At 46.1% G+C, this 25,913-nt stretch carries 31 protein-coding genes; 27 read left to right on the top strand and 4 right to left on the bottom strand.

Annotated features, from left to right (window positions below; translation table 11 throughout):
• Positions 1 to 82: 82 nt before the first annotated feature.
• The 16 genes from glyA to spoIID all read left to right on the top strand — a co-directional run bounded on the left by glyA (position 83) and on the right by spoIID (position 13,937).
• A complete protein-coding gene (gene glyA / locus RIN81_RS08525; protein WP_309089273.1) occupies positions 83 to 1,324 on the top strand; it encodes a serine hydroxymethyltransferase in 1,242 nt (413 codons plus the stop codon).
• Between the two features lie 139 nt (positions 1,325 to 1,463).
• Positions 1,464 to 2,093 carry a uracil phosphoribosyltransferase gene (upp, locus tag RIN81_RS08520; protein WP_309089271.1) on the top strand — a complete coding sequence of 210 codons (630 nt, stop codon included), beginning with the start codon at positions 1,464 to 1,466 and terminating at the stop codon, positions 2,091 to 2,093.
• A 19-nt stretch (positions 2,094 to 2,112) separates the two neighbouring features.
• A complete protein-coding gene (gene wecB / locus RIN81_RS08515; RefSeq protein WP_309089269.1) occupies positions 2,113 to 3,261 on the top strand; it encodes a non-hydrolyzing UDP-N-acetylglucosamine 2-epimerase in 1,149 nt (382 codons plus the stop codon).
• Positions 3,262 to 3,514: 253 nt separating this feature from the next.
• Entirely contained in the window at positions 3,515 to 3,739 is a 225-nt protein-coding gene (locus RIN81_RS08510; RefSeq protein ID WP_309089267.1) for an AtpZ/AtpI family protein, read from the top strand.
• Positions 3,740 to 3,745: 6 nt separating this feature from the next.
• Entirely contained in the window at positions 3,746 to 4,138 is a 393-nt protein-coding gene (locus RIN81_RS08505; RefSeq protein WP_309089264.1) for an ATP synthase subunit I, read from the top strand.
• Position 4,139: 1 nt separating this feature from the next.
• Positions 4,140 to 4,862, top strand: a complete 723-nt coding sequence (atpB, locus tag RIN81_RS08500) for a F0F1 ATP synthase subunit A (RefSeq protein WP_309089262.1) — start codon at positions 4,140 to 4,142, stop codon at positions 4,860 to 4,862.
• A 74-nt stretch (positions 4,863 to 4,936) separates the two neighbouring features.
• Positions 4,937 to 5,149 (top strand): F0F1 ATP synthase subunit C, encoded by a 213-nt coding sequence (atpE, locus tag RIN81_RS08495; RefSeq protein WP_046174586.1) that lies wholly within the window; start codon positions 4,937 to 4,939, stop codon positions 5,147 to 5,149.
• Between the two features lie 240 nt (positions 5,150 to 5,389).
• On the top strand, positions 5,390 to 5,911 hold the full coding sequence (atpF, locus tag RIN81_RS08490) for a F0F1 ATP synthase subunit B (RefSeq protein ID WP_309089258.1): 522 nt from the start codon (positions 5,390 to 5,392) through the stop codon (positions 5,909 to 5,911).
• A complete protein-coding gene (locus RIN81_RS08485; protein WP_309089256.1) occupies positions 5,908 to 6,450 on the top strand; it encodes a F0F1 ATP synthase subunit delta in 543 nt (180 codons plus the stop codon). Before atpF ends, RIN81_RS08485 begins: the two co-directional genes overlap by 4 nt.
• Before the next feature lie 53 nt (positions 6,451 to 6,503).
• Positions 6,504 to 8,012, top strand: coding sequence for a F0F1 ATP synthase subunit alpha (atpA, locus tag RIN81_RS08480; RefSeq protein ID WP_242232765.1), 1,509 nt, complete (start codon positions 6,504 to 6,506; stop codon positions 8,010 to 8,012).
• Positions 8,013 to 8,092: 80 nt separating this feature from the next.
• On the top strand, positions 8,093 to 8,953 hold the full coding sequence (locus tag RIN81_RS08475; protein WP_309089254.1) for a F0F1 ATP synthase subunit gamma: 861 nt from the start codon (positions 8,093 to 8,095) through the stop codon (positions 8,951 to 8,953).
• 62 nt (positions 8,954 to 9,015) lie between these two features.
• Entirely contained in the window at positions 9,016 to 10,422 is a 1,407-nt protein-coding gene (gene atpD, locus RIN81_RS08470) for a F0F1 ATP synthase subunit beta (RefSeq protein ID WP_242232767.1), read from the top strand.
• A gap of 23 nt (positions 10,423 to 10,445) precedes the next feature.
• The gene (locus RIN81_RS08465; RefSeq protein ID WP_309089251.1) at positions 10,446 to 10,853 is read left to right on the top strand and encodes a F0F1 ATP synthase subunit epsilon; all 408 of its coding nucleotides are present in this window, start codon (positions 10,446 to 10,448) and stop codon (positions 10,851 to 10,853) included.
• Positions 10,854 to 11,058: 205 nt separating this feature from the next.
• Positions 11,059 to 11,292: a DUF1146 family protein gene (locus RIN81_RS08460; RefSeq protein ID WP_309089249.1), complete on the top strand. Its 234-nt coding sequence runs from the start codon at positions 11,059 to 11,061 to the stop codon at positions 11,290 to 11,292.
• A 307-nt stretch (positions 11,293 to 11,599) separates the two neighbouring features.
• Positions 11,600 to 12,889 (top strand): UDP-N-acetylglucosamine 1-carboxyvinyltransferase, encoded by a 1,290-nt coding sequence (gene murA / locus RIN81_RS08455; protein ID WP_309089247.1) that lies wholly within the window; start codon positions 11,600 to 11,602, stop codon positions 12,887 to 12,889.
• A 118-nt stretch (positions 12,890 to 13,007) separates the two neighbouring features.
• The gene (spoIID, locus tag RIN81_RS08450) at positions 13,008 to 13,937 is read left to right on the top strand and encodes a stage II sporulation protein D (RefSeq protein WP_309089245.1); all 930 of its coding nucleotides are present in this window, start codon (positions 13,008 to 13,010) and stop codon (positions 13,935 to 13,937) included.
• A gap of 20 nt (positions 13,938 to 13,957) precedes the next feature.
• Here the strand turns inward: spoIID and RIN81_RS08445 are convergent, their stop codons facing one another.
• Positions 13,958 to 14,392 (bottom strand): VanZ family protein, encoded by a 435-nt coding sequence (locus RIN81_RS08445; RefSeq protein WP_309089243.1) that lies wholly within the window; start codon positions 14,390 to 14,392, stop codon positions 13,958 to 13,960.
• A gap of 152 nt (positions 14,393 to 14,544) precedes the next feature.
• On the opposite strand from RIN81_RS08445, the gene RIN81_RS08440 reads away from it, so the two are divergent.
• The 10 genes from RIN81_RS08440 (at position 14,545) to RIN81_RS08395 (ending at position 20,566) form a co-directional block, all read left to right on the top strand.
• Complete coding sequence (locus RIN81_RS08440; protein WP_309089241.1) at positions 14,545 to 15,201, top strand: M23 family metallopeptidase; 657 nt, start codon at positions 14,545 to 14,547, stop codon at positions 15,199 to 15,201.
• 121 nt (positions 15,202 to 15,322) lie between these two features.
• Complete coding sequence (gene spoIIID / locus RIN81_RS08435; protein WP_251271617.1) at positions 15,323 to 15,574, top strand: sporulation transcriptional regulator SpoIIID; 252 nt, start codon at positions 15,323 to 15,325, stop codon at positions 15,572 to 15,574.
• A 415-nt stretch (positions 15,575 to 15,989) separates the two neighbouring features.
• The gene (gene mreB / locus RIN81_RS08430; RefSeq protein ID WP_309089238.1) at positions 15,990 to 16,994 is read left to right on the top strand and encodes a rod shape-determining protein; all 1,005 of its coding nucleotides are present in this window, start codon (positions 15,990 to 15,992) and stop codon (positions 16,992 to 16,994) included.
• A 141-nt stretch (positions 16,995 to 17,135) separates the two neighbouring features.
• On the top strand, positions 17,136 to 17,936 hold the full coding sequence (locus RIN81_RS08425; protein WP_309089405.1) for a flagellar hook-basal body protein: 801 nt from the start codon (positions 17,136 to 17,138) through the stop codon (positions 17,934 to 17,936).
• A 13-nt stretch (positions 17,937 to 17,949) separates the two neighbouring features.
• Complete coding sequence (locus RIN81_RS08420; protein ID WP_309089236.1) at positions 17,950 to 18,738, top strand: flagellar hook-basal body protein; 789 nt, start codon at positions 17,950 to 17,952, stop codon at positions 18,736 to 18,738.
• A 16-nt stretch (positions 18,739 to 18,754) separates the two neighbouring features.
• Positions 18,755 to 18,958, top strand: coding sequence for a DNA-directed RNA polymerase subunit beta (locus tag RIN81_RS08415; RefSeq protein WP_242232776.1), 204 nt, complete (start codon positions 18,755 to 18,757; stop codon positions 18,956 to 18,958).
• 13 nt (positions 18,959 to 18,971) lie between these two features.
• Positions 18,972 to 19,391 carry a 3-hydroxyacyl-ACP dehydratase FabZ gene (gene fabZ, locus RIN81_RS08410; RefSeq protein ID WP_309089234.1) on the top strand — a complete coding sequence of 140 codons (420 nt, stop codon included), beginning with the start codon at positions 18,972 to 18,974 and terminating at the stop codon, positions 19,389 to 19,391.
• Between the two features lie 152 nt (positions 19,392 to 19,543).
• A complete protein-coding gene (locus RIN81_RS08405; protein WP_309089232.1) occupies positions 19,544 to 19,843 on the top strand; it encodes a hypothetical protein in 300 nt (99 codons plus the stop codon).
• A gap of 145 nt (positions 19,844 to 19,988) precedes the next feature.
• Positions 19,989 to 20,393, top strand: coding sequence for a hypothetical protein (locus RIN81_RS08400; protein ID WP_309089403.1), 405 nt, complete (start codon positions 19,989 to 19,991; stop codon positions 20,391 to 20,393).
• A 50-nt stretch (positions 20,394 to 20,443) separates the two neighbouring features.
• Positions 20,444 to 20,566, top strand: a complete 123-nt coding sequence (locus RIN81_RS08395) for a hypothetical protein (protein WP_309089230.1) — start codon at positions 20,444 to 20,446, stop codon at positions 20,564 to 20,566.
• A 32-nt stretch (positions 20,567 to 20,598) separates the two neighbouring features.
• Here the strand turns inward: RIN81_RS08395 and RIN81_RS08390 are convergent, their stop codons facing one another.
• Entirely contained in the window at positions 20,599 to 21,018 is a 420-nt protein-coding gene (locus RIN81_RS08390) for a YwpF family protein (RefSeq protein ID WP_309089228.1), read from the bottom strand.
• A gap of 236 nt (positions 21,019 to 21,254) precedes the next feature.
• Between RIN81_RS08390 and RIN81_RS08385 the strand changes: the two genes are divergently transcribed.
• Positions 21,255 to 21,620, top strand: a complete 366-nt coding sequence (locus RIN81_RS08385) for a single-stranded DNA-binding protein (protein WP_309089226.1) — start codon at positions 21,255 to 21,257, stop codon at positions 21,618 to 21,620.
• Between the two features lie 204 nt (positions 21,621 to 21,824).
• Here the strand turns inward: RIN81_RS08385 and RIN81_RS08380 are convergent, their stop codons facing one another.
• Complete coding sequence (locus RIN81_RS08380) at positions 21,825 to 24,572, bottom strand: DEAD/DEAH box helicase (RefSeq protein WP_309089224.1); 2,748 nt, start codon at positions 24,570 to 24,572, stop codon at positions 21,825 to 21,827.
• Positions 24,565 to 25,866, bottom strand: a complete 1,302-nt coding sequence (locus RIN81_RS08375; protein ID WP_309089222.1) for a hypothetical protein — start codon at positions 25,864 to 25,866, stop codon at positions 24,565 to 24,567. The genes RIN81_RS08380 and RIN81_RS08375 overlap by 8 nt, the downstream gene beginning before the upstream one ends.
• Between the last annotated feature and the right edge of the window lie 47 nt (positions 25,867 to 25,913).

Genomic DNA, 25,913 nt, shown 5'->3' with positions numbered 1-25,913 from the left:
ATTCGGGAAACATGTTATTATGAAAGAGGATTTTAAGGACAACTCGCATGAACTATTTTATAGATTGGGAAGGGGAACAACGATGAGCAAAATTCAAGCGCAGGACCCGGCTGTATTTGCAGCAATTCAGGATGAGCTGAAACGCCAGCAGACAAAGATTGAACTGATTGCTTCAGAAAACTTTGTATCAGAAGCAGTAATGGAAGCACAAGGTTCGGTTTTAACGAATAAATACGCAGAAGGCTACCCAGGCAAACGCTACTATGGCGGCTGCGAGCACGTGGATGTGGTAGAAGACTTGGCACGTGATCGTGCAAAAGAACTTTTTGGTGCAGAATATGTAAACGTTCAGCCGCATTCAGGTGCACAGGCAAACATGGGTGTTTACTTTGCAGTATTAGAAGCAGGCGATACGGTTCTTGGCATGAATTTATCTCATGGCGGCCACTTAACACACGGAAGTCCGGTTAACTTCAGCGGCGTTCAGTACAACTTCGTTGAGTACGGCGTAACAAAAGAAGAGCAAGTAATCGATTATGAAGATGTTCGCCAAAAAGCACTTGAGCACAAGCCGAAATTAATTGTTGCTGGTGCAAGTGCATACCCGCGTGCAATTGACTTTGCTAAATTCCGTGAAATCGCAGATGAGGTGGGCGCTTACTTAATGGTGGATATGGCACACATTGCCGGTCTTGTGGCAGCAGGCCTTCACCAAAACCCAGTTCCTTACGCTCACTTTGTAACGACGACAACACACAAAACGCTTCGCGGTCCACGCGGCGGTATGATTTTGTCAACAGAAGAGTTTGGCAAAAAGTTTGATAAATCAATCTTCCCTGGTATTCAAGGCGGACCGCTTATGCACGTCATCGCTGCAAAAGCTGTTGCATTTAAAGAAGCACTTCAGGATGATTTCAAAACGTATGCGCAAAACATCATTGACAACGCAAGCCGTCTTGCAGAAGGCTTGAAAGCAGAAGGCATCGATATCGTGTCAGGCGGAACAGATAATCACCTTCTTTTGATCGATCTTCGTTCCCTTGGCTTAACAGGAAAAGTAGCAGAAGCAGTGCTTGATGAAGTGGGCATTACGGTAAACAAAAACACGATTCCATACGATCCGGAAAGCCCATTTGTAACAAGTGGTATTCGTATCGGTACAGCAGCGGTTACATCACGTGGATTCGATCTTGCTGCAATGGATGAAGTGGCTTCAATCATTGCAAAAACATTGAAAAACCATGAAGATGAAGTGGTATTGAAAGAGTCAGCAGAACGCGTTGTTGCTTTAACATCAAAATACTCACTTTACCAAGAAGCATAATCAAACAAAAACTGCCGGCATTTGCCGGCAGTTTTTTATATTCCAAAGAAGCGCTTTATCCCCCTCGGTTGCCCGCCCTTTGCTTTTGGAGTAAAATAGGGATGGTTTTGTATGACCGTATAAACGAGGAGTGAACTTGATGGGAAAAGTTTATGTATTCGATCATCCGCTTATTCAACATAAGCTGACAATGATTCGCGATAAAAACACGGGCACGAAAGATTTTCGTGAACTAACAGATGAAGTGGCCACACTGATGGCGTTTGAAATTACACGGGACCTGCCGCTTGAAGAAGTAACGGTGCAAACACCGGTTTGTGATGCAAAAGCGATGGTGCTTGCCGGTAAAAAGCTTGGAATTGTGCCGATTTTGCGTGCAGGTATTGGAATGGTAGACGGTGTACTTAAGCTGATCCCAGCTGCAAAAGTAGGACACGTCGGTTTATACCGTGATCCGGAAACGCTTCAGCCGGTTGAATATTATGTAAAGCTGCCATCCGATGTAGAGGATCGCGATTTTATCGTGGTGGATCCGATGCTTGCAACAGGCGGCTCTGCTATTGAAGCCATTCATTCCTTGAAAAAGCGCGGCGCAAAAAACATTAAATTTATGTGCCTGATTGCCGCTCCAGAAGGGGTAGAGCTATTAAAAGAAGCACACCCGGATGTAGACATTTACATTGCATCACTAGATGAAAAATTAAACGAAAAAGGCTACATTGTACCGGGGCTCGGCGATGCCGGTGACCGTTTATTCGGAACAAAATAAAGAAAAGCAGGTGGAGAGAATGGATCGCCCGATTAAAGTAATGACGATTTTCGGCACGCGGCCGGAAGCAATCAAAATGGCGCCGCTCGTTTTGGAACTGAAAAAGCGTCCAGACGAATTTGAAGCTATTGTTACGGTAACAGCCCAGCACCGCCAAATGCTCGATCAGGTGCTGAACATTTTCAATATTACACCCGATTACGATTTGAATATTATGAAAGACCGCCAGACGCTGATCGATGTAACGACCCGCGGACTTGAAGGACTTGATGGAGTCATGAAAGAAGTCCAGCCAGATATCGTACTCGTTCACGGTGATACAACGACCACGTTTGTAGCCGGGCTTGCTGCTTTTTATAATCAAATTGCAGTGGGCCATGTGGAAGCGGGTCTTCGTACATGGAATAAGTATTCACCGTTCCCTGAAGAAATGAATCGCCAGCTGACAGGTGTAATGGCGGATCTTCATTTTTCACCGACGGCACAGTCTGAACAAAACTTATTAAATGAAAATAAGAAGCCGGAATCTATTTTCGTAACAGGCAATACAGCGATCGATGCGCTAAAAACAACGGTTAAAGAAGAGTATACGCATAAGGTGCTTGAGAAGCTGGGCGATGACCGGCTTGTGTTAATGACAGCGCACCGCCGCGAAAATCTTGGCGAACCGATGAAGAACATGTTCCGTGCCATCAAGCGTCTTGTAGAGGACCACGAAGGCATTCAAGTTGTTTATCCGGTTCATTTAAATCCGGTCGTGCGTGAAACAGCGGATTCTATTTTAGGAAATGATCCGCGCATTCACTTGATCGAGCCGCTTGATGTGATTGATTTCCACAACTTTGCTGAACGTGCCCATATCATCCTGACAGATTCGGGAGGCGTGCAGGAAGAAGCTCCTTCACTTGGTGTACCGGTTCTTGTACTGCGCGATACAACAGAGCGTCCAGAAGGGATTGAAGCCGGAACGCTGAAACTTGCCGGCACAGAAGAAGAAACGATTTACTCTCTTGCTTCTGAGCTGTTAACGGATCAACAAGCATACGACAAAATGTCCAAAGCTTCTAATCCATATGGAGACGGAGAAGCATCACGGCGCATTTGCGAGGCAATTCGCTATTATTTTGGAGCGGATCCAAACAAGCCGGAACGGTTTGAAGTGAAATAAGAAGAAAAAAGTCGTCCCAAATAGCGGACGACTTTTTCCTATTCTACATAAATGTTCGGAAAAAAATGAAAAAAGTATGAGCATTTTGTGAAATATGTACATGATAACTTGAGTTTTCGTTCCCAACACATTGACATTGAAAAAGCCCTATTGTATGCTAACAAAGGGTAAGGACAATGGGTTTTATACATAGTGTAACCGTTTTTTTTACTAGTGTTTTTTTAGGTGGTCAAGCCTACGATTGAGGTGTGAGATGAACCGGAATCAAGACAACCGTGCTTTTCGGGCGATGGCGCTCTACAGTGCCATTTTAGCTCAGCTCGCCGGCTCGATGATTGCCGGTATTTTTGCAGGTTTGGCGCTTGACAGCCGTTTGAACACAAAACCTCTTTTTTTAATCATCGGACTGCTTGGAGGAATCTCGGCAGGAATTTGCGCCATGATGCGGACCATTCAACATTTCAATTCAGGAGACTAGTACTCTATGCCCGAACTCCAGTATTCCATTAAAAGACAGCGAAAATATTTATTTTATTTGCTTGCCATCTTTGTACTTGGCTGGGGATTTGGATCTGCTCAAAGCGTTTTTGCAGGCTTGATTCTTGGAACGTCGCTCAGCCTTTACAACCACTGGATCATTGGAAAAAGAATCGAACGATTCAGTAAAGCAGTGGCTGAGGGAAGAAAAACCCCTTCACTAGGCACCATTTTGAGAATGGGTTCTGCAGCACTTGCAGCGATGATCGCTCTCCAAAACCCCGATCAATTTCATTTGATCAGCACCGTTATTGGATTAATGACTGCTTATGCAGTGATTATGATAGATTTTGGAATCCAACACTTTGTAAAACGCACAAACGGGAAAGAGGTGAAATAATTTGGATCATAAGTCTCCATTAATTCACCCGGAAATTTTCGGGGTGACATTGACGTTCAATCTGGCTAACATGCTAATGATTACGATAGCCAGTGTGATTGTATTCCTTATTGCGCTGCTTGCTACAAGACAGCTTGCAATGAAGCCAACAGGGATGCAGAACTTCTTTGAATGGATCATGGACTTTGTTAAAGGAATCGTTAAAAGCAACATGGACTGGAAAACAGGCGGTCGTTTCCATATTCTTGGAATTACACTTATTATGTATATCTTTGTTTCAAATATGCTTGGACTTCCGTTCGCAATAGTGTATAACGACTATCTATGGTGGAAATCACCAACAGCGGATCCAGCTGTAACACTTGCGCTGGCTGTCCTTGTAGTGGGCCTATCCCATTACTATGCAATCCGCATGAAAGGCTTTTCTGAATACGGAAAAGACTTTTTCCGCCCAATGTGGTTTATGTTCCCGCTTAAAATTATTGAGGAATTTGCCAACACGCTTACGCTCGGCCTCCGGCTTTATGGTAACATTTTTGCCGGCGAAATTCTTCTTACACTGCTTGCAGGGTCACTTGCAACCGGAGTTGGCGGGCATTTAGCGGCAATTATTCCAACCATTGCCTGGATGGGATTCTCTGTTTTTGTCGGAGCCATTCAAGCCTTTATCTTTGTTATGTTAACGATGGTTTATATCTCTCACAAAGTGAGTCATGACCATTAATATATTAACCTGTTCAGCTTTTGGACAAACATTCATGTAGTAAATCACGTTTAAAAATAAGGAGGAAATGTAACATGGGTCTTTTAGCAGCAGCAATTGCAATTGGTTTAGCGGCCATTGGTGCCGGTGTAGGTAACGGTCTAATCGTATCGAAAACAGTCGAAGGTATGGCTCGCCAGCCAGAAGCACGTGGTATGCTTCAAACAACAATGTTCATCGGGGTAGCACTAGTAGAGGCGATTCCTATCATCGCCGTAGTTATCGCGTTCATGGTACAAGGACAATAATAAAGGCGCAGGCGGCCCGTTCAGACTCGACAGTCATAAGGGGCATCGGATGTGTGGCGCTTTTTGCCACATAGCCGATGACACTTATGACCCCGAGAGTCTGGCCGCTGAAGCTGGATATAGAAACACTTTTTGGCGAAGATCTCATTCTTATGCGAGCCTTCGCCATTGCTTTATGTATAAATAGACAGAATCGTTGTTTTATAACAACCGTAACCTCTTGAAGGGAGTGAACTGATCGTGACGACAAACGCATACGCGCTTGGAGCAGGAGCCGGCTTTAATGGCGGAGATATCCTTTTCCAATTAGCCATGTTTATTATCCTGCTTGCACTGCTGAAAAAATTTGCCTGGGCACCACTAATGGGTATTATGACACAGCGTGAAGAGCATATTGCATCTGAAATCGAAGCGGCGGAAAAAAGCCGTGTCGAAGCGAATCAATTATTAGAGCAAACACGAGCGGAAGTTAAATCTGCCCGCCTTGAAGCACAAAACACAATTGAAAATGCTAAAAAGCTTGGCGAAGAACAAAAATCAGAAATTTTAGCAGCTGCCCGGGCAGAGTCCGAGCGCTTAAAAGAAGCTGCCAAACTTGAAATAGCTCAAGAGCGTGATCAAGCAATGAACTTGCTGCGTGAGCAGGTAGCTTCATTGTCTGTAATGATCGCATCTAAAGTGATTGAAAAAGATCTTTCAGAAGCAGATCAGGAAAAAATGATCAACGACTATCTTATTAAAGAGGCGGGCGAAGAGCGATGAGTAAATCCGGAGCGGCAAAACGCTACGCGATCGCGCTTTTTGAACTGGCAAAAGAAAACAATCAGGTAGCAAAATTTGATCAGGAAGTACGCATTGTAAAAGAAGTCATCGAAGAAAATGGTGAGATTGCCAAAGCACTCGAGTCACCGAATTTATCGCTGGCAGACAAGCAGGCACTTGTAAACACACTGGCCGCTCACGCATCAACAGCGGTTTTGAACACACTGAAGCTTCTTGTTGAGCGCCGTCGCGCCGATGAGATTGGAACAGTATGTGAAGAGTTTATTCAGCTTTCTAATGAAGAACGCGGCATGGCAGAGGCCATTGTGTACTCGGCACGGCCGTTAACAGAAGCAGAGGCAGCAAGTGTGTCTCAAACGTTTGCCCGTAAAGTCGGCAAACAAACGTTAACTATTGAAAATATTGTCGATTCCAATGTTTTGGGCGGATTAAAAGTTCGAATTGGGAACCGTATTTTTGATGGAACACTGCAAGGCAAGCTAGATCGTCTTCAAAAGCAATTAACGACGAATTTATAAACGAAATCAGAAGCAAAATACATTTTACAAAAAGAAATTGAGGGGTGACATGCATGAGCATCAAAGCTGAAGAAATCAGTGCGCTGATAAAAAAGCAAATTGAAAACTTCCAGACCGATATTACAGTTAGCGACGTCGGTACTGTCATCCAGGTTGGGGACGGTATCGCACGTGCTCATGGCCTCGACAACGTTATGGCAGGGGAGCTTCTTGAGTTCTCAAACGGCGTTATGGGTATGGCTCAAAACCTGGAAGAAAACAACGTAGGTATTATTATTCTTGGTCCTTACACAGGCATCAAAGAAGGCGATGAAGTGCGCCGCACAGGCCGCATCATGGAAGTTCCGGTTGGCGAAGAGCTAATCGGCCGCGTTGTAAACTCTCTTGGCCAGCCAGTCGACGGTCTTGGTCCAATCAACACAACAAAAACACGTCCAATCGAAAGCCCGGCAACAGGCGTTATGGCTCGTAAATCTGTTCATGAGCCTCTTCAAACAGGTATCAAAGCGATTGATGCGCTTGTACCAATCGGCCGCGGACAGCGTGAATTAATCATCGGTGACCGTCAAACAGGTAAAACAACGGTTGCGATCGATACAATCTTAAACCAGCGTGACCAGGATATGGTTTGTATCTATGTTGCGATTGGTCAAAAAGAATCAACAGTTCGTAATGCGGTAGAAACTCTTCGCAAACACGGTGCACTTGATTACACAATCGTTGTAACGGCATCTGCGTCTTCACCAGCTCCGATGTTGTTCCTTGCGCCATACACAGGCGTTTCTATGGCAGAAGACTTTATGTTCAACGGCAAGCACGTTTTGATCGTATATGATGATCTTTCAAAACAAGCGGCTGCATACCGTGAACTTTCCCTTCTTCTTCGCCGTCCTCCAGGCCGCGAAGCATATCCTGGTGACGTATTCTACTTGCATTCACGCCTGCTTGAGCGTGCAGCGAAGTTGAACGATGAACTTGGTGCAGGTTCTATTACAGCACTTCCATTCGTTGAAACACAGGCGGGAGATATTTCTGCTTACATTCCAACAAATGTTATCTCTATCACAGACGGACAGATCTTCCTGCAGTCTGACTTGTTCTTCTCAGGTGTTCGTCCGGCGATTAACGCGGGTCTTTCTGTATCACGTGTTGGTGGTTCAGCGCAGATCAAGGCGATGAAAAAGGTAGCAGGTACACTGCGTCTAGACCTTGCTGCGTATCGTGAGCTTGAAGCATTTGCTCAGTTTGGTTCAGATCTTGATGCAATTACGCAATCAAAACTAAACCGCGGTGCACGTACAGTTGAAGTATTGAAACAGGATTTGAACAAACCGCTTAAAGTTGAGCGCCAGGTTGTTATTCTTTATGCATTAACACGCGGCCATCTTGATGATATTCCGGTTTCTGATATCACTCGTTTCGAAGACGAATTACTGCACTGGCTCGATAAAAACCACACGAATGTGTATGATCATATTCGCACAACGAAAGAACTTCCGTCTGATGACGAGTTGAAAGCAGCAATCAACGAGTTTAAAAAATCGTTTGTGAAATCCGAATAAGAGCAGAAGAAGGGCGGTACCGTCTCATCGGACGTCCGCCCCTTCCTGCGTTATCAAACACAAAAGGGTGGTGAGAGAAAGTGGCATCGTTACGCGATATACAAACACGTATTACATCGACAAAAAAGACGAGTCAGATTACGAAAGCCATGCAAATGGTATCTGCTTCTAAATTGAACCGTGCAGAAATGAATGCGAAGTCATTTGTTCCGTATATGGATAAAATTCAGGAAGTGGTTGCGTCAATTGCGCTCGGCAGTAAAGATGTAAAACATCCGATGCTTGTCTCCCGCCCCGTTAAAAAAACCGGGTACCTTGTTATTACATCGGACCGTGGTTTGGCGGGAGCTTATAACAGCAGTATTTTGCGTTCTGTTTATAAACGTATTCAAGAACGTCATACATCAAAAGACGAGTACGTAATCATTGCGCTCGGGCGTGTCGGACGGGATTTCTTCCGTATCCGGGGCATCGACACCATTGAAAGCGTTACGGGTCTTCCAGATCAGCCGTCTTTTGCGGATGTAAAAGAGATCGTCCGAAAAACAGTCGATCTTTTCTCAGAGGGAGCTTATGACGAGCTTTATATGTATTACAGCCATTTCGTCAATGCAATCCAGCAGGATGTAACGGTTAAGAAAGTATTGCCGCTGACAGATATTCAAGCATCTGGCGGACGTCTTTCTTCATATGAATTTGAACCTTCCGCAGAAGAGATTCTTGAAGTCTTGCTTCCTCAGTATGCAGAAAGCTTGATTTATGGAGCACTTCTTGACGGAAAAGCGAGTGAGCACGCAGCGCGTATGACGGCCATGCAGAATGCAACGGATAATGCGAAAGAGCTCATCCGCACGTTGACACTTCAATACAACCGTGCGCGTCAAGCCGCTATTACCCAGGAAATTACGGAAATTGTCGGAGGGGCAGCAGCACTCGAATAGATTAAAAATGGGCGGTTTACGTCCCGATATAGAATGAAGCTAACCAAACAGGAGGGAAAAAGATGAACAAAGGACGCGTTCTTCAAGTTATGGGTCCGGTTGTTGACGTTAAATTCGAAAATGGTCAACTTCCTGCCATTTATAACGCCTTAAAAGTTCAAATCGGTTCTGAAGCCGGTACGGAGCTTACGTTAGAAGTCGCTACGCATCTTGGCGACGATTCTGTTCGTGCGATCGCGATGGCATCAACAGATGGCCTTCAGCGTAACCAGGAAGTAATTGATACAGGAAGCGCGATTTCGGTACCGGTTGGAGATGTAACGCTTGGACGTGTATTCAACGTCCTTGGTGAACCAATCGATGAGAAGCCAGTCGAAGAAGGAGCACGCCGCGATGCGATTCACCGCCAGGCGCCTACTTTTGACCAGCTTTCAACAGAAGTTGAGATTCTAGAAACAGGAATTAAAGTTGTTGACCTTCTTGCGCCTTACATCAAAGGTGGTAAAATCGGTTTGTTCGGTGGTGCCGGTGTAGGTAAAACAGTACTTATTCAGGAACTGATCAACAACATCGCTCAAGAGCACGGCGGTATTTCCGTATTCGCCGGTGTTGGTGAGCGTACACGTGAAGGAAATGACCTTTTCCATGAAATGAGCGATTCAGGCGTTATTTCAAAAACAGCGATGGTTTTCGGCCAAATGAATGAGCCGCCGGGCGCACGTATGCGTGTAGCTTTGACGGGTCTGACAATGGCGGAACATTTCCGTGACGAACAAGGACAGGACGTACTGTTCTTCATCGATAACATTTTCCGTTTCACTCAAGCAGGTTCTGAAGTATCAGCCCTTCTTGGACGCCTTCCATCTGCGGTAGGTTACCAGCCAACATTGGCAACAGAAATGGGTCAGCTTCAAGAGCGTATTACATCAACAAACGTTGGTTCTGTTACGTCTATTCAGGCGATTTATGTCCCAGCCGATGACTACACGGATCCGGCTCCGGCAACAACATTCGCTCACTTGGATGCAACAACAAACCTTGAGCGTAAGCTTTCTGAGATGGGTATTTATCCTGCGGTAGATCCGCTTGCTTCAACATCACGTGCCCTTTCACCGGAAATCGTTGGTGAAGAGCACTACTCAGTAGCTCGTGCTGTACAGCAAACATTGCAACGCTACAGAGAATTGCAGGATATCATTGCAATCCTCGGTATGGATGAGTTGTCAGAAGATGATAAATTGACTGTTGCGCGTGCGCGCCGTATTCAATTCTTCCTTTCTCAAAACTTCCACGTGGCAGAGCAGTTTACAGGACAAAAAGGTTCTTACGTACAAGTAAAAGATACAGTACGTGGATTCCGTGAAATTCTAGATGGTAAACATGATAATCTTCCTGAAGATGCGTTCCGTTTAGTCGGTGGCATTGAAGAAGTAGTGGCAAAAGCACAAGAAATGGGTGCAAACGTTTAATATAGGGATCAGGAGGTTAAGTTATGAAGACATTTAACGTCAATATCGTCACTCCTGACGGTCCGGTCCTCGATACAACGGTTGAACTCCTTAGTGCAAAAGCACAAAGCGGTGACCTCGGTATCATGGCCGGCCACGTCCCGATGGTCGCTCCCTTACAAATCGGTGTAGTCCGGTTAGTAACAGGCGGCAAGCAATCGGAATTGGTCGCTATCAGCGGCGGCTTTCTCGAAGTTCGTCCGGATCAGGTAACGATATTAGCGCAGGCTGCTGAAAAAGCGGAAAACATCGACCTTTCCCGTGCACAAGAAGCCCAGCGTCGTGCTGAGCAGCGGCTTCAAGACAACCAGGATAACGTCGATTTTAAACGTGCCGAATTGGCATTGAGACGTGCGATAAACCGAATCAATGCTTCTCAAGGTAATTTATAAGAAAAAAGCTGTCCGTCGCCTGGCGATTGTGACAGCTTTTTTCTTATTATAGGAAAGAAAAGTGTTATGGCTTTTTGAGCTGCGCCTGCATTACGCAGCACATACCTCGTTAGAGCAGCTTTCAAATGATGACGAATCACTCGCGTTGCAGGCTTCTATCACCTCTTATATACAATCACAATATATTAAATTAAGGAGAAATCATATGATTGAATCATTTGGACAGGAAGCACTGTTCAGTATGTTTCTCAACCTTTTTTGCATCGGCTTGTCATTTTGGGCGCTGCAGTCGCTCCGGCTTGACCAGCTTTTTCGCAAAAACCAGGTGGCAAGGGCACGGATGCTATATCTGCTGCTTTCCATTGCGATTGGATCTGCCGTCAGCAGCTTCTTTTTAAACTATCTGCAGTGGGCCCGCCAGCTTCCTTTACTGTTTTAAGCCCGGGTATACGTAGGATACTTGCCTTTTTGGGGAAAATCATTTAAATTGGATGAAGACAATTTGTGAAAAAACAAGCAATTTAGGTTTGTTCTCTCATTAGGCGGGAAAACAAAAAAAGGCGCCTCTTTTGAAATTTTTCACAAAGTCTCTACAAATTGTGAGGAATTTCCCTTGTTAAACAAACAATTTGAATGGTAAACTTTAAGAAGTTTTGTCGAAGTTACGAAAAGACATTGGACAGGACTGGCACGTCAGTCCACTGATTTGAATATGTATAATAGAAAAGGACGCGGAGGGGAACAGTTTGGACAAAATTATCGTCCGCGGCGGCCGTCAGTTGAACGGTACCGTCAAAGTTGAAGGAGCAAAAAATTCGGTGCTGCCGGTCATCGCAGCAACTATGCTTGCAGGAGAAGGAAAGTGTGTCATTCGTGACGTACCTACTTTATCCGATGTATATACAATTAATGAAGTACTACGCCACTTAAATTGCGAAGTTACGTTTGAAAACAATACCGTAACCGTTGATGCGACAAAAGAACTTCTTATTGAAGCGCCATTCGAATACGTTCGTAAAATGCGTGCCTCTGTACTAGTGATGGGCGCACTTTTAGCACGAAATGGGAAAGCACGTGTGGCACTGCCGGGCGGCTGTGCCATTGGTTCGCGTCCCATCGATCAGCACTTAAAAGGGTTTGAAGCAATGGGCGCCCGTGTTAAGGTAGAAAACGGTTTTATCGATGCTGAAACAGATGGACGCTTAAAAGGCGCAAAAATCTATTTGGATTTCCCAAGCGTTGGCGCAACTGAAAACATTATGACAGCTGCTGCGCTGGCAGAAGGGACAACGATCCTTGAGAACGCGGCGAAAGAGCCGGAAATCGTGGATCTTGCAAACTTAATCAACAAAATGGGCGGCAAAGTAATCGGTGCCGGTACAGAAACCATTCGGATTGAAGGCGTTGATGTCTTGACTGGTGCAGACCACGCCATCATTCCAGACCGTATTGAAGCAGGTACTTTTATGACAGCGGCAGCCATCACAGGCGGAAACGTGCTGATTGAAGGTGCTGTAGCAGAGCATATGTCTTCATTGATTGCTAAAATGCGTGAGATGGGTATCCAAGTCATTGAAGAGAGCAATGGCATTCGTGTAATCGGTCCTGAAAAAATGAAATCGGTCGATATTAAAACGATGCCGCATCCTGGCTTCCCAACAGATATGCAATCTCAAATGATGGCTCTTATGCTGAAAGCAGAAGGAACAGGCGTCATTACCGAAACAGTCTTTGAAAATCGTTTTATGCATGTGGAAGAATTCCGCCGTATGAACGCAAATGCAAAAATTGAAGGCCGTTCCGTTATCATTGACGGTCCATCTGATTTGCAGGGAGCGGAAGTAGCAGCAACAGACTTACGTGCTGCAGCAGCGTTGATTATCGCAGGTCTTGTGGCTGACGGCTATACACGCGTTACAGAACTAAAGCATCTTGATCGTGGATACGTGAATTTCCATGGCAAGCTTGCGGCGCTTGGTGCGGATATCGAGCGTGTATCAGAACCAGCAGAAACACCAGTCGCGGTGAAAAGCTGAATTTATCTTTATTCCTACTTTTATGAAAACCGTCTGCAGATGCAGGCGGTTTTTTATATTCGGTCATAATCATTATAGTCGTGCATATCCCTTTTTATACAGCAAGGAGGGAAATTTGTTGAAAAAGCCGTTTTTCGCTTTTTTACTGATCGTCATTACAGCTATTGCGATTCCAGCTGCCGGCCTGTGGCTGACGGACGGACAAAAGACGGCGCCAAAGAAGGAGGAGAAAGAGCCGACTGTAGAGGTTATTCGGTCTGACACGCAAAAAACTGAATCTGTTCCGCTTGAGGAGTATGTGGCAGGAGTAGTAGCAGCTGAAATGCCGGCTTCTTTTGAGAAAGAAGCGTTAAAAGCCCAGGCTGTCGCTGCGCGTACCTTTATTTTAACGGAAACGCTGAAAGGGCAGGACGTAACGGATACCGTAGATGACCAGGTATTTAAAGATGAAGATGACCAGAAAAAAATGTGGGGAGCCGATTTTAAGAAAAACAAAGCGAAGATTGAAGAGGCTGCAGATGAAACAGAAGGGGAAGTACTCGTTTATGATGGACAACCAATTACAGCAGCGTTTTTTTCCTCCGGCAATGGACAGACGGAAAATGCTGAAGAATACTGGCAGTCAGCAGCCCCCTATTTAATCAGTGTCGCGAGTCCATGGGATGAATCTGCTCCTAACTTTGAACAAGAACTTGTTCTGACCAAACAAGAAGTAGAGGAAAAGCTGGATGTGTCTCTGCCTTCATCGGGGGAAGTCGGTACGGTAATGGATAAAACAACTGGCGGGCGTATCGGCAGCATTTTGATTGACGGCCAATCATTTACAGGCCGGGAAATAAGAGAAGCCCTTGGCCTGCCTTCTGCGGATTTTAACATGACGGTTAAAGGCAGCGATGTGATCGTAGAAACGAAAGGATATGGACACGGAGTGGGGATGAGCCAATACGGAGCTAACGGAATGGCAAAAGAAGGGGAAAACTACAAGGATATTACAGCCCATTATTATCCGGGTGCTCAAATAGCAGATGTTCAGTCTTTCTTAAAATAAACGAAAAAACACGTCCGCATTTACTGCGGACGTGTCCATTCACCGAAGCCTGCCAGCCAGCGGCCGATACGTGATTTGCGCTCGAAATAAAAATAATTAACGGCTAAAAACGCCATTGTAACACCGGTTACGTCTTTGACTGCATCAATAAGCGTAGCCGACCGGTACGGTACGAATGCTTGATGAATTTCGTCAGTCAGCCCGTAAAAAGAAGCAAACATGGCTGCAGCCAGGCTGGTAAGCGGCGTCAGCTTTCCATTTGCTAAAAGAGCAAGCACAATCAGACCGTACAAAATGGCAAATTCAACAAGGTGAAGTGATTCTTTTATAAATAAGTCTACTTTATTATTCGGTAAATCCATAATTGTATCGTGCGGAAGCCCTGACATGATCCAAATCGCAATCATATATAAAACAGGCAGCCCCGTCATTAAAAACCGAATTCCTTTTTTCACTTCCACACCTCCATCTCCCTCTTTGATTTTATCATTCCAACGCAGTGAGAACCTTTATGATTGTGGCATTTTTCGTACGATTTAGGGAATTTTATGGCATAAGTGTATAAAAAAACATCTGCCTGTCCAAAATGGTTGTCGAGGTGATAACTATGAAAGAGGGCGGCAAAAAAACACTCCCCCCAAAATTAAAAGACTTCTTTATGAAGCGGCGGGCACTGCCTGTGATTTATCTTGCTTGTGCTATTTTATTGATTTCAAGTCTTATGTTTTACGAAGTAATGAAGCCTGAAAAGAAAGAGGATGCGGCCGTGTTTGATCAGCCAGCAGAAAGCGTGAATGGCACTGTCGAGACGGAACAGATGATCATGCCGGTTGTAGAAGGAGCGATTGCGAAAACCGCTTTTTACGATTCAAAAGCAAAAGCAGCCCAGCAGGAAGAAGCGCTTGTTGTATTTAACGACACCTACTACGAAAGTACGGGTGTAGACTATGCGCTTGAAAACGGAAAAACCTTTGCCGTATCCGCACCGCTTTCCGGAACGGTTACGGATGTACGGGAAGATGCATTCATTGGGAATTACATTGAAATTGACCATGGCAATGGGGCAGTCAGCACATTCCAATCGATCAAGGATATTCAAGTGAAAAAAGATGACAAGGTCAGCCAGGGACAAAAAATTGGCGAGGCCGGACGCAGCATTCTCAACGAATCAGCGGGTATTCACGTTCACTTTGAAATGACCAAAGATGGCGACCTGATAAATCCATCCGCGCTCTATGGAAAGGCCGTCAGTGAATGGAAATGAATATTTCCCAGGGAATGCGCATACTGTTAGTAAAAAGAAATGGGTCTACTTTCATTCGATGAAACCTATGGCCGAACCATTCGACACCACTCATCCCGTTTCCGCTGAAGGAGGCGTGTGCGTGCGCGAATACATCAAAGAAAGAGCGCTGAAGGCCGGGAAATATATCGTGGAAACAAACAAAACGGTCCGGGACATTGCAAAGGAATTCGGCATTTCAAAAAGCACCGTCCATAAAGATCTAACGGAACGGCTGCCGAATGTAAACCCGGAACTGTCCGCTCGTGTCGAGCATATTTTGCACTATCATAAATCTGTCCGGCACCTGCGGGGAGGAGAAGCGACTAAACAAAAGTGGAAGCGGTCTGTTTAACACTCAATGTCAATATGACTTTGGGCACTGGCTGCTGAAGCTAAGATGAAGCAAAAGCGAAAGCAGTCCATGTAAGCTCGACTGGCATCAGCAGCATCAGCAGCGGTATTCTTGGACGCACAGCTGATGATACTTATGACTTCGAGACTGGCTGCTGGAGTCAAGATGAAGCAAAAGTGGAACTGGCCTGTCTGGGCTCACACAGCACAAATTGGGAACTGACATTCAAATGTTCTGATTGTTGAAACCTAATACTAAAAAGGACGCCTCTATTTTAAAAGAGCGTCCTTTTTTCATGGTCAAAAACGGATATTCATTGTCCATACTTTCCTAAATATATGGTAAAATAGATATTTGGAGCAAAAAAGCTACTTTCATACAAGCATAGATAAAGCATATTCAGGGGGAATAAAGCATGTTATCAAGGGATATTGGAATTGATCTTGGCACAGCTAACGTTTTGATTCACGTAAAAGGACAAGGGATTGTACTAAACGAACCATCTGTTGTCGCACTAGACCGAAGCACAAATAAAGTGCTTGCAGTAGGAGAAGAAGCTTATCAAATGGTCGGCCGGACACCGGGCAATATCGTAGCCATTCGTCCACTTCGCGATGGAGTCATTGCCGATTTTGATGTAACCGAATCGATGCTGAGGCACTTTATTAATAAACTAAATGTAAAAGGCTTTCTATCAAAGCCGCGTATTTTAATTTGCTGCCCGACACAAATTACGGCGGTAGAGCAAAAAGCCATTCGTGAAGCAGCGGAAAAAAGCGGAGGAAAAACCGTTTATCTTGAAGAAGAGCCGAAGGTGGCGGCTGTTGGCGCCGGCATGGATATTTTTGAGCCGAGCGGAAACATGGTAATTGACATCGGCGGCGGTACGACGGACGTAGCGGTTTTGTCGCTGGGTGCAATTGTTACAGCTGAGTCGATTAAAGTGGCCGGCAACACATTCGACGCTGACATTATGAACTATGTGAAAAAGCAGTACAAGCTCTTGATTGGTGAACGGACAGCAGAAGCGATTAAAATCAACGTCGGAACCGTATATCCAGGTTCTCGCAATGAAGAAATGGAGATTCGCGGGCGTGACATTATGACGGGACTGCCGAAAATTTTAACGATTACTTCTGCGGAAATTGAAGGGGCATTGCGTGAATCTGTCGCACAAATTGTCCAGGCATCTAAAAATGTGCTTGAGCAGACACCTCCTGAATTGTCTGCTGATATTATCGACCGCGGTGTGATGCTGACAGGCGGCGGAGCTCTTTTGCACGGCATCGACCAATTAATGGCGGACGAATTAAAGGTGCCAGTATTTGTGGCTGAGAACCCAATGGACTGTGTAGCCATCGGAACAGGTGTTATGCTTGAGAGCATGGACCGGATTTCTTCCAAAAAAAGAAAAATATGAACAAATAAAGCTGCTTTTTATAAGCAGCTTTATTTATTTTCCCTCAAACTGTCTATTTTTCTTATTATTTTCTGTTAATGCAGGAGGTGCCATTGTATAATGAAGACGGCATCTATTGCTAAAAAAATTGAGGTGAAAAAGTTGTTTAAAGGGTTTTACACTGCTGCCTCAGGCATGATTGCCCAGCAGCGGCGCACTGAAATTTTAACGAACAACATGTCAAATGCGAACACACCGGGCTACAAAGCAGACCAGACGAGTGTAAGAGCTTTTCCGGAAATGCTTTTAAAGCGGATGGATAAAACATCTATACCGGTCGAAAATAAATTAAATGTGCCGCTTGAGCCGCAAATCGGCGCGCTCAATACTGGTGTCTACTTACAAGAAACAATGCCAAATTTCCGTCAGGGTGACGTTCGGGAAACAGGGCTGAAAACAGATCTTGCTTTGCAGGGAGAGTCTGTTTTCTTTTCCGTTCAAAACGGAGCCGGTGAACCGCGCTATACAAGAAACGGAAATTTCACACTAGATTTGGAAGGATACTTAACAACAGCCTCTGGCTTCTACGTACGAGATACAGAAGGACGCCGTATTCAGCTGTCTTCTGATCAATTTGAGGTAGACAGCTCAGGCCGAATCACGGAAAATGGACAGCGGGTAGCACAAATCGGTGTTGCCTATGCCGAAAACCCAAATGATTTAATTAAAGAGGGAGACGGCCTGTACCGGATTGACGGAGCAGCTCTTCCAAATGCGTTCGAGAGCGAGGATGCCGTGTTTTCTATTCAGCAGGCGGCCCTAGAAGGATCAAATACGGATACAGCTCGAACGATGACCGATATGATGACAGCTTACCGTTCATTTGAAGCAAACCAGAAGGTGCTGACTGCTTACGACCGCAGCATGGAAAAAGCGGCGAACGAAATCGGGCGCGTAACGTAAAGGAGAACGCAGAATGAATAGAACTATGATCAATGCGGTGAATACGATGTCACAGCTTCAAAAAAAGATGGACGTAACGAGCAATAACATCGCGAACATCAATACAGCAGGATACAAACGAAGCGAAGCCACGTTTGCCGATTTGATTCATCAGCAGGCCAATAATATGGAACCTCAAAGCGAAGACGCAGGAAGACTGACGCCACCTGGCCTCCGTCTTGGGGCCGGTGCCCAGATGGCGCAGGCGCAAATGGTTGGAACGCAGGGCACGCTGCAGCAGACAGGACGCACATTGGATATTGCCCTATCCAAGCCGAATCAGTTTTTTAAAGTGCTGGTAGAGGATGAGCAGGGCAACAACCGCGTACATTACACACGAGACGGCTCGCTTTCTGTGACACCGGCTGGTGGAGGCAATGTGATGCTCGTCACGTCGGAAGGATACCCCGTGCTTGATGAACGTGATAACCCGATTGTTCTGCCTGAGAATGAAATGGAAAACCAGGCAGGGGCCCTGGTTGGGCTCGTTCAAGTAGACAAGCCGCAATTTTTAGAGAGGGCGTCCCAAAATCTGCTTGTGCTGCCGGAGAACCCGGCCACAGCCGAAAATCAAATTCTGCGTAATTTGAATGCGGCTGAGCGCCAGCAGGCGGGTATTCAAACAGGGGCCCTTGAAATGTCCAATGTTGACTTTTCAAAGGAAATGAGCGACCTGATGATTACCCAGCGCTCTTATCAATTCCAATCAAAGGCGATTTCAATCGCTGATCAAATGCTTGGCTTAATTAATGGGGTCAGATAAAGGGGAAGGATTAATTGTGACAAATGGATTGAAGCGGAAGAAACAAACCCGCCTCACCCCCCTTGGCAGATTTGTTTTGTCATTGTTTTTCATTGTCCTGACTGCCATTATCGGTGCGCTGATTGGATACAGTATTATCGGGAGTGGAAACCCGATCGATGTATTTAAATGGGACACGTGGATGAATTTATATGACGTAGTCGTAAACAGTCTTTTTTAAGGTGGGTGCTAGTATGGATATTCGTGAAATTAAAGAAACAATTCCGCATCGCTATCCGTTTCTGCTTGTAGACCGGATTCTTGAGGTCGAAGAAGGAAAGCGTGCGGTCGGCATTAAAAACGTGACCGCTAATGAAGAATTTTTTAATGGTCATTTTCCGGACTATCCGGTTATGCCGGGCGTATTAATCGTGGAAGCACTGGCGCAGGTAGGTGCAGTCGCGATGTTGAAAAAAGAAGAAAACAAAGGCCGTCTTGCTTTTTTCGCCGGCATCGACAACTGCCGGTTTAAACGGCAGGTTGTTCCGGGCGATCAACTTCGCCTTGAGGTGGAGATGACACGCCTGCGCGGCTCGATTGGAAAAGCAAAAGCCACAGCGACAGTAGAGGGCGAGCTTGTTTGTGAAGCAGACTTAATGTTTGCTTTGGAATAGAAGAGAGCGGTGCTGCCATTTTTATATGGCAGCACCGTTTTTTATTTGATACGTGCGCTCCTTTTATAAAAAACGGATATTTTGACCAATTGCGGGAAACAATACATCACGTAAGTGGATCAATTCTACAGGAATGAAAGGGGCTTTTTTACATGAATGCAAAGTTATTTAAATTAGTGGGCAGTTCTTTGCTTGCGACGATGATTTTAGCTGGGTGCGGCGGCGGCCAGGATGAGGAAGAGCAGCAGGAAGATCAGCAGGAACAGCAGGATAATGGCACCGATACGCAAAATGACGTGATGGATGGCGAACAGGATATAGAGGAAGATGTGAATGAAGGCGAGCAGGATGTAGAAGAAGGTGTGGATCAAGGCGAGCAGGAGCTGCAAGAAAACATGGATGAAGGCCAGAATCAGCTGGAAGATAACGGAGAAGGCAACAACAATCAATAATTAAAGGGAAGCATCGGGCGCCAGCGTCTCCGATGCTTCTTTTATTAACAAAAAATTTTGTCACCAGTTCAAAAGTATGATAGAGTATAAGAGTTATTATTCTAAAGAAGTCAATGAGGCTATTTCTAGGAGGTACCTATTGGCAATGTCCATCTTAAGTGGTTTATCACACGGTATTAAAATTAGCATTACCCGTTCCATTACAACGGCGTTTGAACAATATATGGCCAATATCATGTGGGAGGAAGAAGCCTATAGCCCCGCTGATTTCATGAAGGAATGGCAGAGCTATATTCATAAGCATGCTTCCTGGTATCATGATGTGCCGGACGATGTGAAAAACGATCCGCGGTTTCATGAAGAGCTGGCTGGTAAAATCAATCAAGTCGTCGCAAAAATTTTCTCGGAAGAACCAACAGCCGAGCAAATTGAGACATTGAATGCACAGCAGGAAAAGCTTGGAACCGATTACGATTTCTCATGTAAAGCGGAAGCCCGTTTTTATATTGATCTTTTAAATGAATACGAAAAAAAAAAGCTGAAGGGCTAAGTCCGGCCGATGAGCAGGACTTAGCACTGGCTTCGCTGCTGTATGCCGAGGTGTATGATGAAAATCTGCCGATGCAGTCGTACACAAAACAGGATATCTCTTATATTATCCAGCTGCTTCAGCAGACGCTTCAAACTGGCCAGGACGGACTCCGGTCGGATATTATTCATTGACTGAACGCTTTCCCTTAAAGGGAGGCGTTTTTTTATTGCTCTACTTTAGGGCGGCTGTGGAGAGCTTCTGTAAATGCCTCAAGCAGCTTTTCTCCAGAAAGGCCTTCTTCTACAAGAGAATGAAGAACCTGCTTGGCATATTCGTTTCGCATCTGGCGCAGCTGTGCATCGAATAAAATACTTGTACCGTCCTTTAAAAGCTCGAAGGAACGGATCGATACGGTAAACATAGCCGGGTCGTTGCCACGATGTGAAATGGCGACACGTGCTGTCAGCTGCTCCTCCTGTTCGAAAGTACGGACCAACTGTACATCTTCTTCTTGTAAAAACAGCTCAATCAGCCATGAGCGCTGTTCATCTTCACGGTTAATAATGAGGCCGTCCTGAAGCGGGACTGGAGTTACCTCTCCCTCTTTTTCGAAAAAAAAGGCTGCTACTTTAAAGGTTTTCAAGTCGTTCACGCTCCTCTCAAGAAAGCGATTTATTAAAGAAAGTATAACAAGAATTAAACGAAAAATCATTTTTTGACCAAAAGGGACCGCTCTCCATCAAACAGTGAAGGAAAAAATTCCCACAATTCATCCGGAAATGGGAAGAACATAAAGGGAATGACCTTTGTTAAAACCCATGTTTTTCCTTTATGCTAAAGCCAGCCCAACGGAAGGAGGGGAGCGAGCTGATAAATCAAGTGACGCTTGTCGGCAGACTGACAAAGCATCCAGAGGTGAAACATACAACAGACGGCACACCGCTTTTACAGACAACGATTGCGGTTAACCGGCCGTATCGAAATGCAAAAGGCGAAACAGACACTGATTTTATTTATTGCACAGTCTGGGGGCGCCTGGCCCAAACGGCAGCCAAGTACAGTGAAAAAGGTTCTTTGGTTGCTGTACTCGGTTCGATTCAAACGCGCAACTATAAAGACTCAAGCGGTAAAACCATTTATGTAACGGAAGTGCTTGTCCAGACGATTCGTTTTCCCAGTAAAAAGCAGGCTGACACGCAGACCGGTGAATCGCCCGGCGTCATTCAAACTGTACCGTTAATTTAGAGGTGAACCATGTCAGAACAAGTTGAACGTGTGATCGAAGATGTGATTTTTCAGCTAGGCAAAGCAAAAGCCATTATTTATCAGCTTGAAGAACGAATTCAAAGATTAGAACAACAGCAAAAGTAAAGGGCAGCCCCTCTTGGCCGCCCCAGTCACTTCATATCCCCATAACGGCGCCCGCCGCGTACCCCGCCTGCCATTCCTCTAGCGCAGGGCGGGGTTTTTATCTAAAGTAAACAATTCCGCAAGCTCCCGATCGGTCATGCTGGCAATAAAAGCACCGCTTTGAATAATTTCGCTGCTTGCCGCCTGCTTTGATTCAATCATAGCGTCAATTTTTTCTTCAATGGTGCCGGTCGTGATAAATTTATGAACGTGGACAAACCGGCTTTGCCCAATTCGGTAAGCCCGGTCGGTTGCCTGGTTTTCAACGGCCGGATTCCACCAGCGGTCGTAATGAATCACATGATTGGCCGCTGTTAAATTTAAGCCTGTGCCTCCAGCTTTTAAAGAAAGAAGGAAGAATGGAAATTCTCCGTTTTGAAACTGCATCACAAGCTTATCCCGCTCCTGCTTTGGCGTAGCTCCGTTTAAGAATGGAACCTTAATGCCAAATGCCCCGGACAACTCCCGCTGAATCATTTTCCCCATTCCGATATACTGCGTGAAAATCAAGCAGGCTTCTCCTTGTTCATAAATATTACCGGCAAGTTCCATCAGCTTCTCCATTTTCGAAGCGCGTTCCTGCACATCTTCCGGGTCGTCTTCTTTTAAGTAAAGAGCTGGATGGCTGCACAGCTGTTTTAATTCATTAAGCAGACGGAGAATCAGGCCCCGGCGTTCAAAAGCGGTCAGCTGGCCGATTTGATCCATCGTTTCACGAACAGCCTGCTCATATAAGACAGCCTGCTCTTTTGAAAGAGGGCAGTATTCTTTTTGCTCGACTTTGTCCGGCAGACCCAGTGCCGCTTCCGGATCTGTTTTCGTCCGCCGCAGCAGAAACGGCCGGATTTTTGCTTGTAAAGCAGCCACCCGCCCGGCATCATGTTCTTTTTCAATCGGTGTCATGTATGTTTTTTGAAACTGCGCCAGAGTACCGAGCCAGCCCCGGTTTGTAAAGTCAAAAATCGTCCATAGCTCAGATAAGCGGTTTTCCATCGGTGTGCCGGTCAGGGCAATAGAATGGCGGCTTCTCAGCTTCCGAACAGCACGTGACTGTTTGGTGCCGGCATTTTTAATGTTTTGCGCTTCATCCAGTGCCACCGTATTCCATTCTATTTTTTCCAGTGTGTCAAAATCAGAGTGAACAAGTCCATACGTGGTCAGGACAACGTCCGCGTTTGCGATGCTTTCCAAAAATGCTTCACCGCGCGGCCGGTCTTTTCCATAGTAAAGCATCACCGATAAATCGGGTGCGAAGGCGTCAAGTTCACGCTGCCAGTTGCCCAGAACAGATGTCGGACAAATAATCAGGGCAGGTGTTTCCGGGCGCTCTCTTTTTTCCACATGCAGCAAATAGGAAATAAGCTGAACAGTTTTCCCGAGTCCCATATCATCTGCAAGGCAGGCGCCAAAACCGCATTCCCTCAGGAAAAGCAGCCAGCTCATACCAGCCAGCTGATATGGGCGTAATTCTCCGTGCAGCTTCTTTGGCGGTGAAAGGAGAGGGATATCCGCACCGCTTTTAAGCCGGTCTACCATCGCTTGAAGCGAGCGGTTGAGGCGAATGTGCACACGCGCTGCATCATCCGGGTCCGCAAATTCCTGATTCAGCACATCCACTACAGTTAAGCCTTCCTGTTTGGCGCGTTCCATCAGTGTTTTAATTTTTCGGATTACATCCGGGTCCAGATGAACCCAGCGGCCGTTCGCTTTCACCAGGCGCGAGCCGGCTTCAGCAAGTGCTAAAAATTCTTCTTCTGTCATTTCTGCGCCGCCAAGCGCCACTTTAAAATCAAAATCCAAAATAGCATTCATGCCGACAAAGGACTGCTTATTGCTATCCCGCACGTCGGCGGCAACGGAAACAGCCGCCGAGCGCACAGATTCCCACCAGGGAGGCAACAGCACCGGTATACCGAGGGCGGTGAGTTTTTCACCACGGTCAGTTAAAAAAGTGATCGCTTCTTCCTCGGATAAGAAACGTTTTAATTCACCCTCATCATCAAGCTCCGGAAACAGACGAAGCCAGCGTCCAAGCTCTTCCCGCGCAGCTTCCAAAAACGGTTCTGCTGATTTAGGTAATTTTTTATCCAGCTCATACACTTTTTCAGATGGCTTCCTGCGCAGTAAGATCGCCCCAAGCGTCCAGCTTCCGTCATCGGACTGCGGCTCGGATAATCGCAGTCCCGGTTCGAAGGCAGCCGGCTCTCCGTCGGCCAGGTATTCCTTCAGCCGTTCCGCGTCAAAATAGCGATTCAGTTCATCCATCGTCAGCCGGGTGCCGACCGCATCGGTTACCGCTGTTATATTCGGGTGTGCCTCCGAGGCAAGGGCGGGGAAAATCCGCTCTACAAACGACTGGCGGCTTTCGCCATAAATGGGTTCCCGCCAAAACGATTCGGCAAATTCATCGTATACCTCTTCCGGCACAGTCCATTGCACGCCATCCTCCTGAAAAGAAGGCATAACGTCAAAAACGGCTTCATAAAGAACGGGGGCACATGCGAGGCTGAAATGGCCTGCTTCATCCCACTCAAAGCGGGCAAACCGGTTGAAATGCTCCGCTTTAAAAAGAGATGCCCATTCAAACGGCGTCAGCCTGACAGCCGGCTCTCCGTCTTGTTTAGCAATGGTCAGTTTTGTTCCGTAAAAGCTTTCCGCGTGTCCGCCGAACAGGAGACGCGTCCAAGAATCAAAAGGCAATGGCGCACCGTTCGCATCCATTGCCCGCAAATAAAAAAAGCCTTGTTCAAATTGTGTAACAAGATGAACCGTTTTAAGATTAATCATCCAACAGCCCGCCTTTTCTGCATTCTTCCTGAAACGCCCGCAGCCGCTTTGTTTCACCAAGGATCCATTCCAGCCAGCGGTCAAATTCGTCCGTTTGTTTTAGTTTTTTATAAATTGTGCGCATCCGTTTCATAAACCGGACGGCTTTTTTATAAGAAGACCGGTTTCTTTCAGCAATAAAACCTCTAATTCCATGATGAAGAAGAGGAAGTGCCAGCTCGGGCGCTTCTTTTGCGACACTTTTTAAGCCGGCCCGGTCAAGATCTGTAATATCAGCATCAATGAGCAGCTGTAAGTCCACCCATTCGGCATAGTCGCCGCGGCCAATCAAAAAGTAGCTGAGCGACACATAGCTAAACGGCAGCAGAGAGGTGTACAGCTCCTTTACTAAAAGAGGCGCAAGCTCAGACGCTTCATCCTCCTCGATAAGGCGGATCAGCTGCCGGACAAACAAGCGCCGGCTGTATTCATTTTCAATCGTAAGCAGGCCGTCCCGCGCAAGGGAAGCGGCACCGCGAAGAACAGCTATAAAACGGCTGGATCTTTTTGACGCCTGCAGCCAGTGGAGAAAATATGGAAAAATATCCGCCGGGGCAGAAGCCGATTGGGCGATAAACTGCTCCATGTCACCAAGCAGATACAGCTGATGCAAATAAGCGGCATACTGTACCGTACTGCTGCCGGGTGCCGGGGCGATCCGCTCAAGCTCTGCCGTCCGCCACTCGGTTCTCGTAAAAAGGGACTCCCATAATAAGCGGTAAATATCAAGCCGTGCTGCCGGAAATTGCTCAAAAGGAAAACCGAGCAGGCGCCCTGCATCCTGGCGCAGCTGTTCAATATACGATTCAAAAGCAAACGGCAGGGCACTGCCGGTCATTTTTGCAGCGTCATAGGCTTCATCGACAAAATAAAACAGCACGTCATAAGCAGCCCGTTCTGCCACTTCCGGTGCGAGGGACGCTTCGTCCAGCTGGTCCGCCAGCGACGAGAAGGAATAAAACGCTGCAAACAAACGAAAAAGAACAGCCCATTCCCGATCTGAGGGTGTTTTTTTGAGAAGCGCCTGGTAAAGCTCCTTTGCCGCATACTCTGTCTGGTATGGCTCGGCCTTTATTGTTTGGGCTGAAAGACGGGTCCGAAAAGCAGACAGCACAAATTCCTTCCATTCGCCGGCAGAGGTTCCGCTTGAAGGAGCCAGCTTTAAATCGGAAGCCCGCATTACACCCGGAATGGAAAGCAGATCTGCCCGCTTTGGAGAAGATGAATCAGTAAACAGCGATTTCGCCTTCGTCAAAATAGATGGCACCCTTTCGATTCTGTAAGATTCCTTCATTATAGCAC

This window comes from Domibacillus sp., from assembly GCF_031181085.1.
Classification (GTDB): domain Bacteria; phylum Bacillota; class Bacilli; order Bacillales; family Domibacillaceae; genus Domibacillus.
Note: the sequence above shows the minus strand (reverse complement) of the source record. Positions and strands in the feature narration are given on the sequence as shown.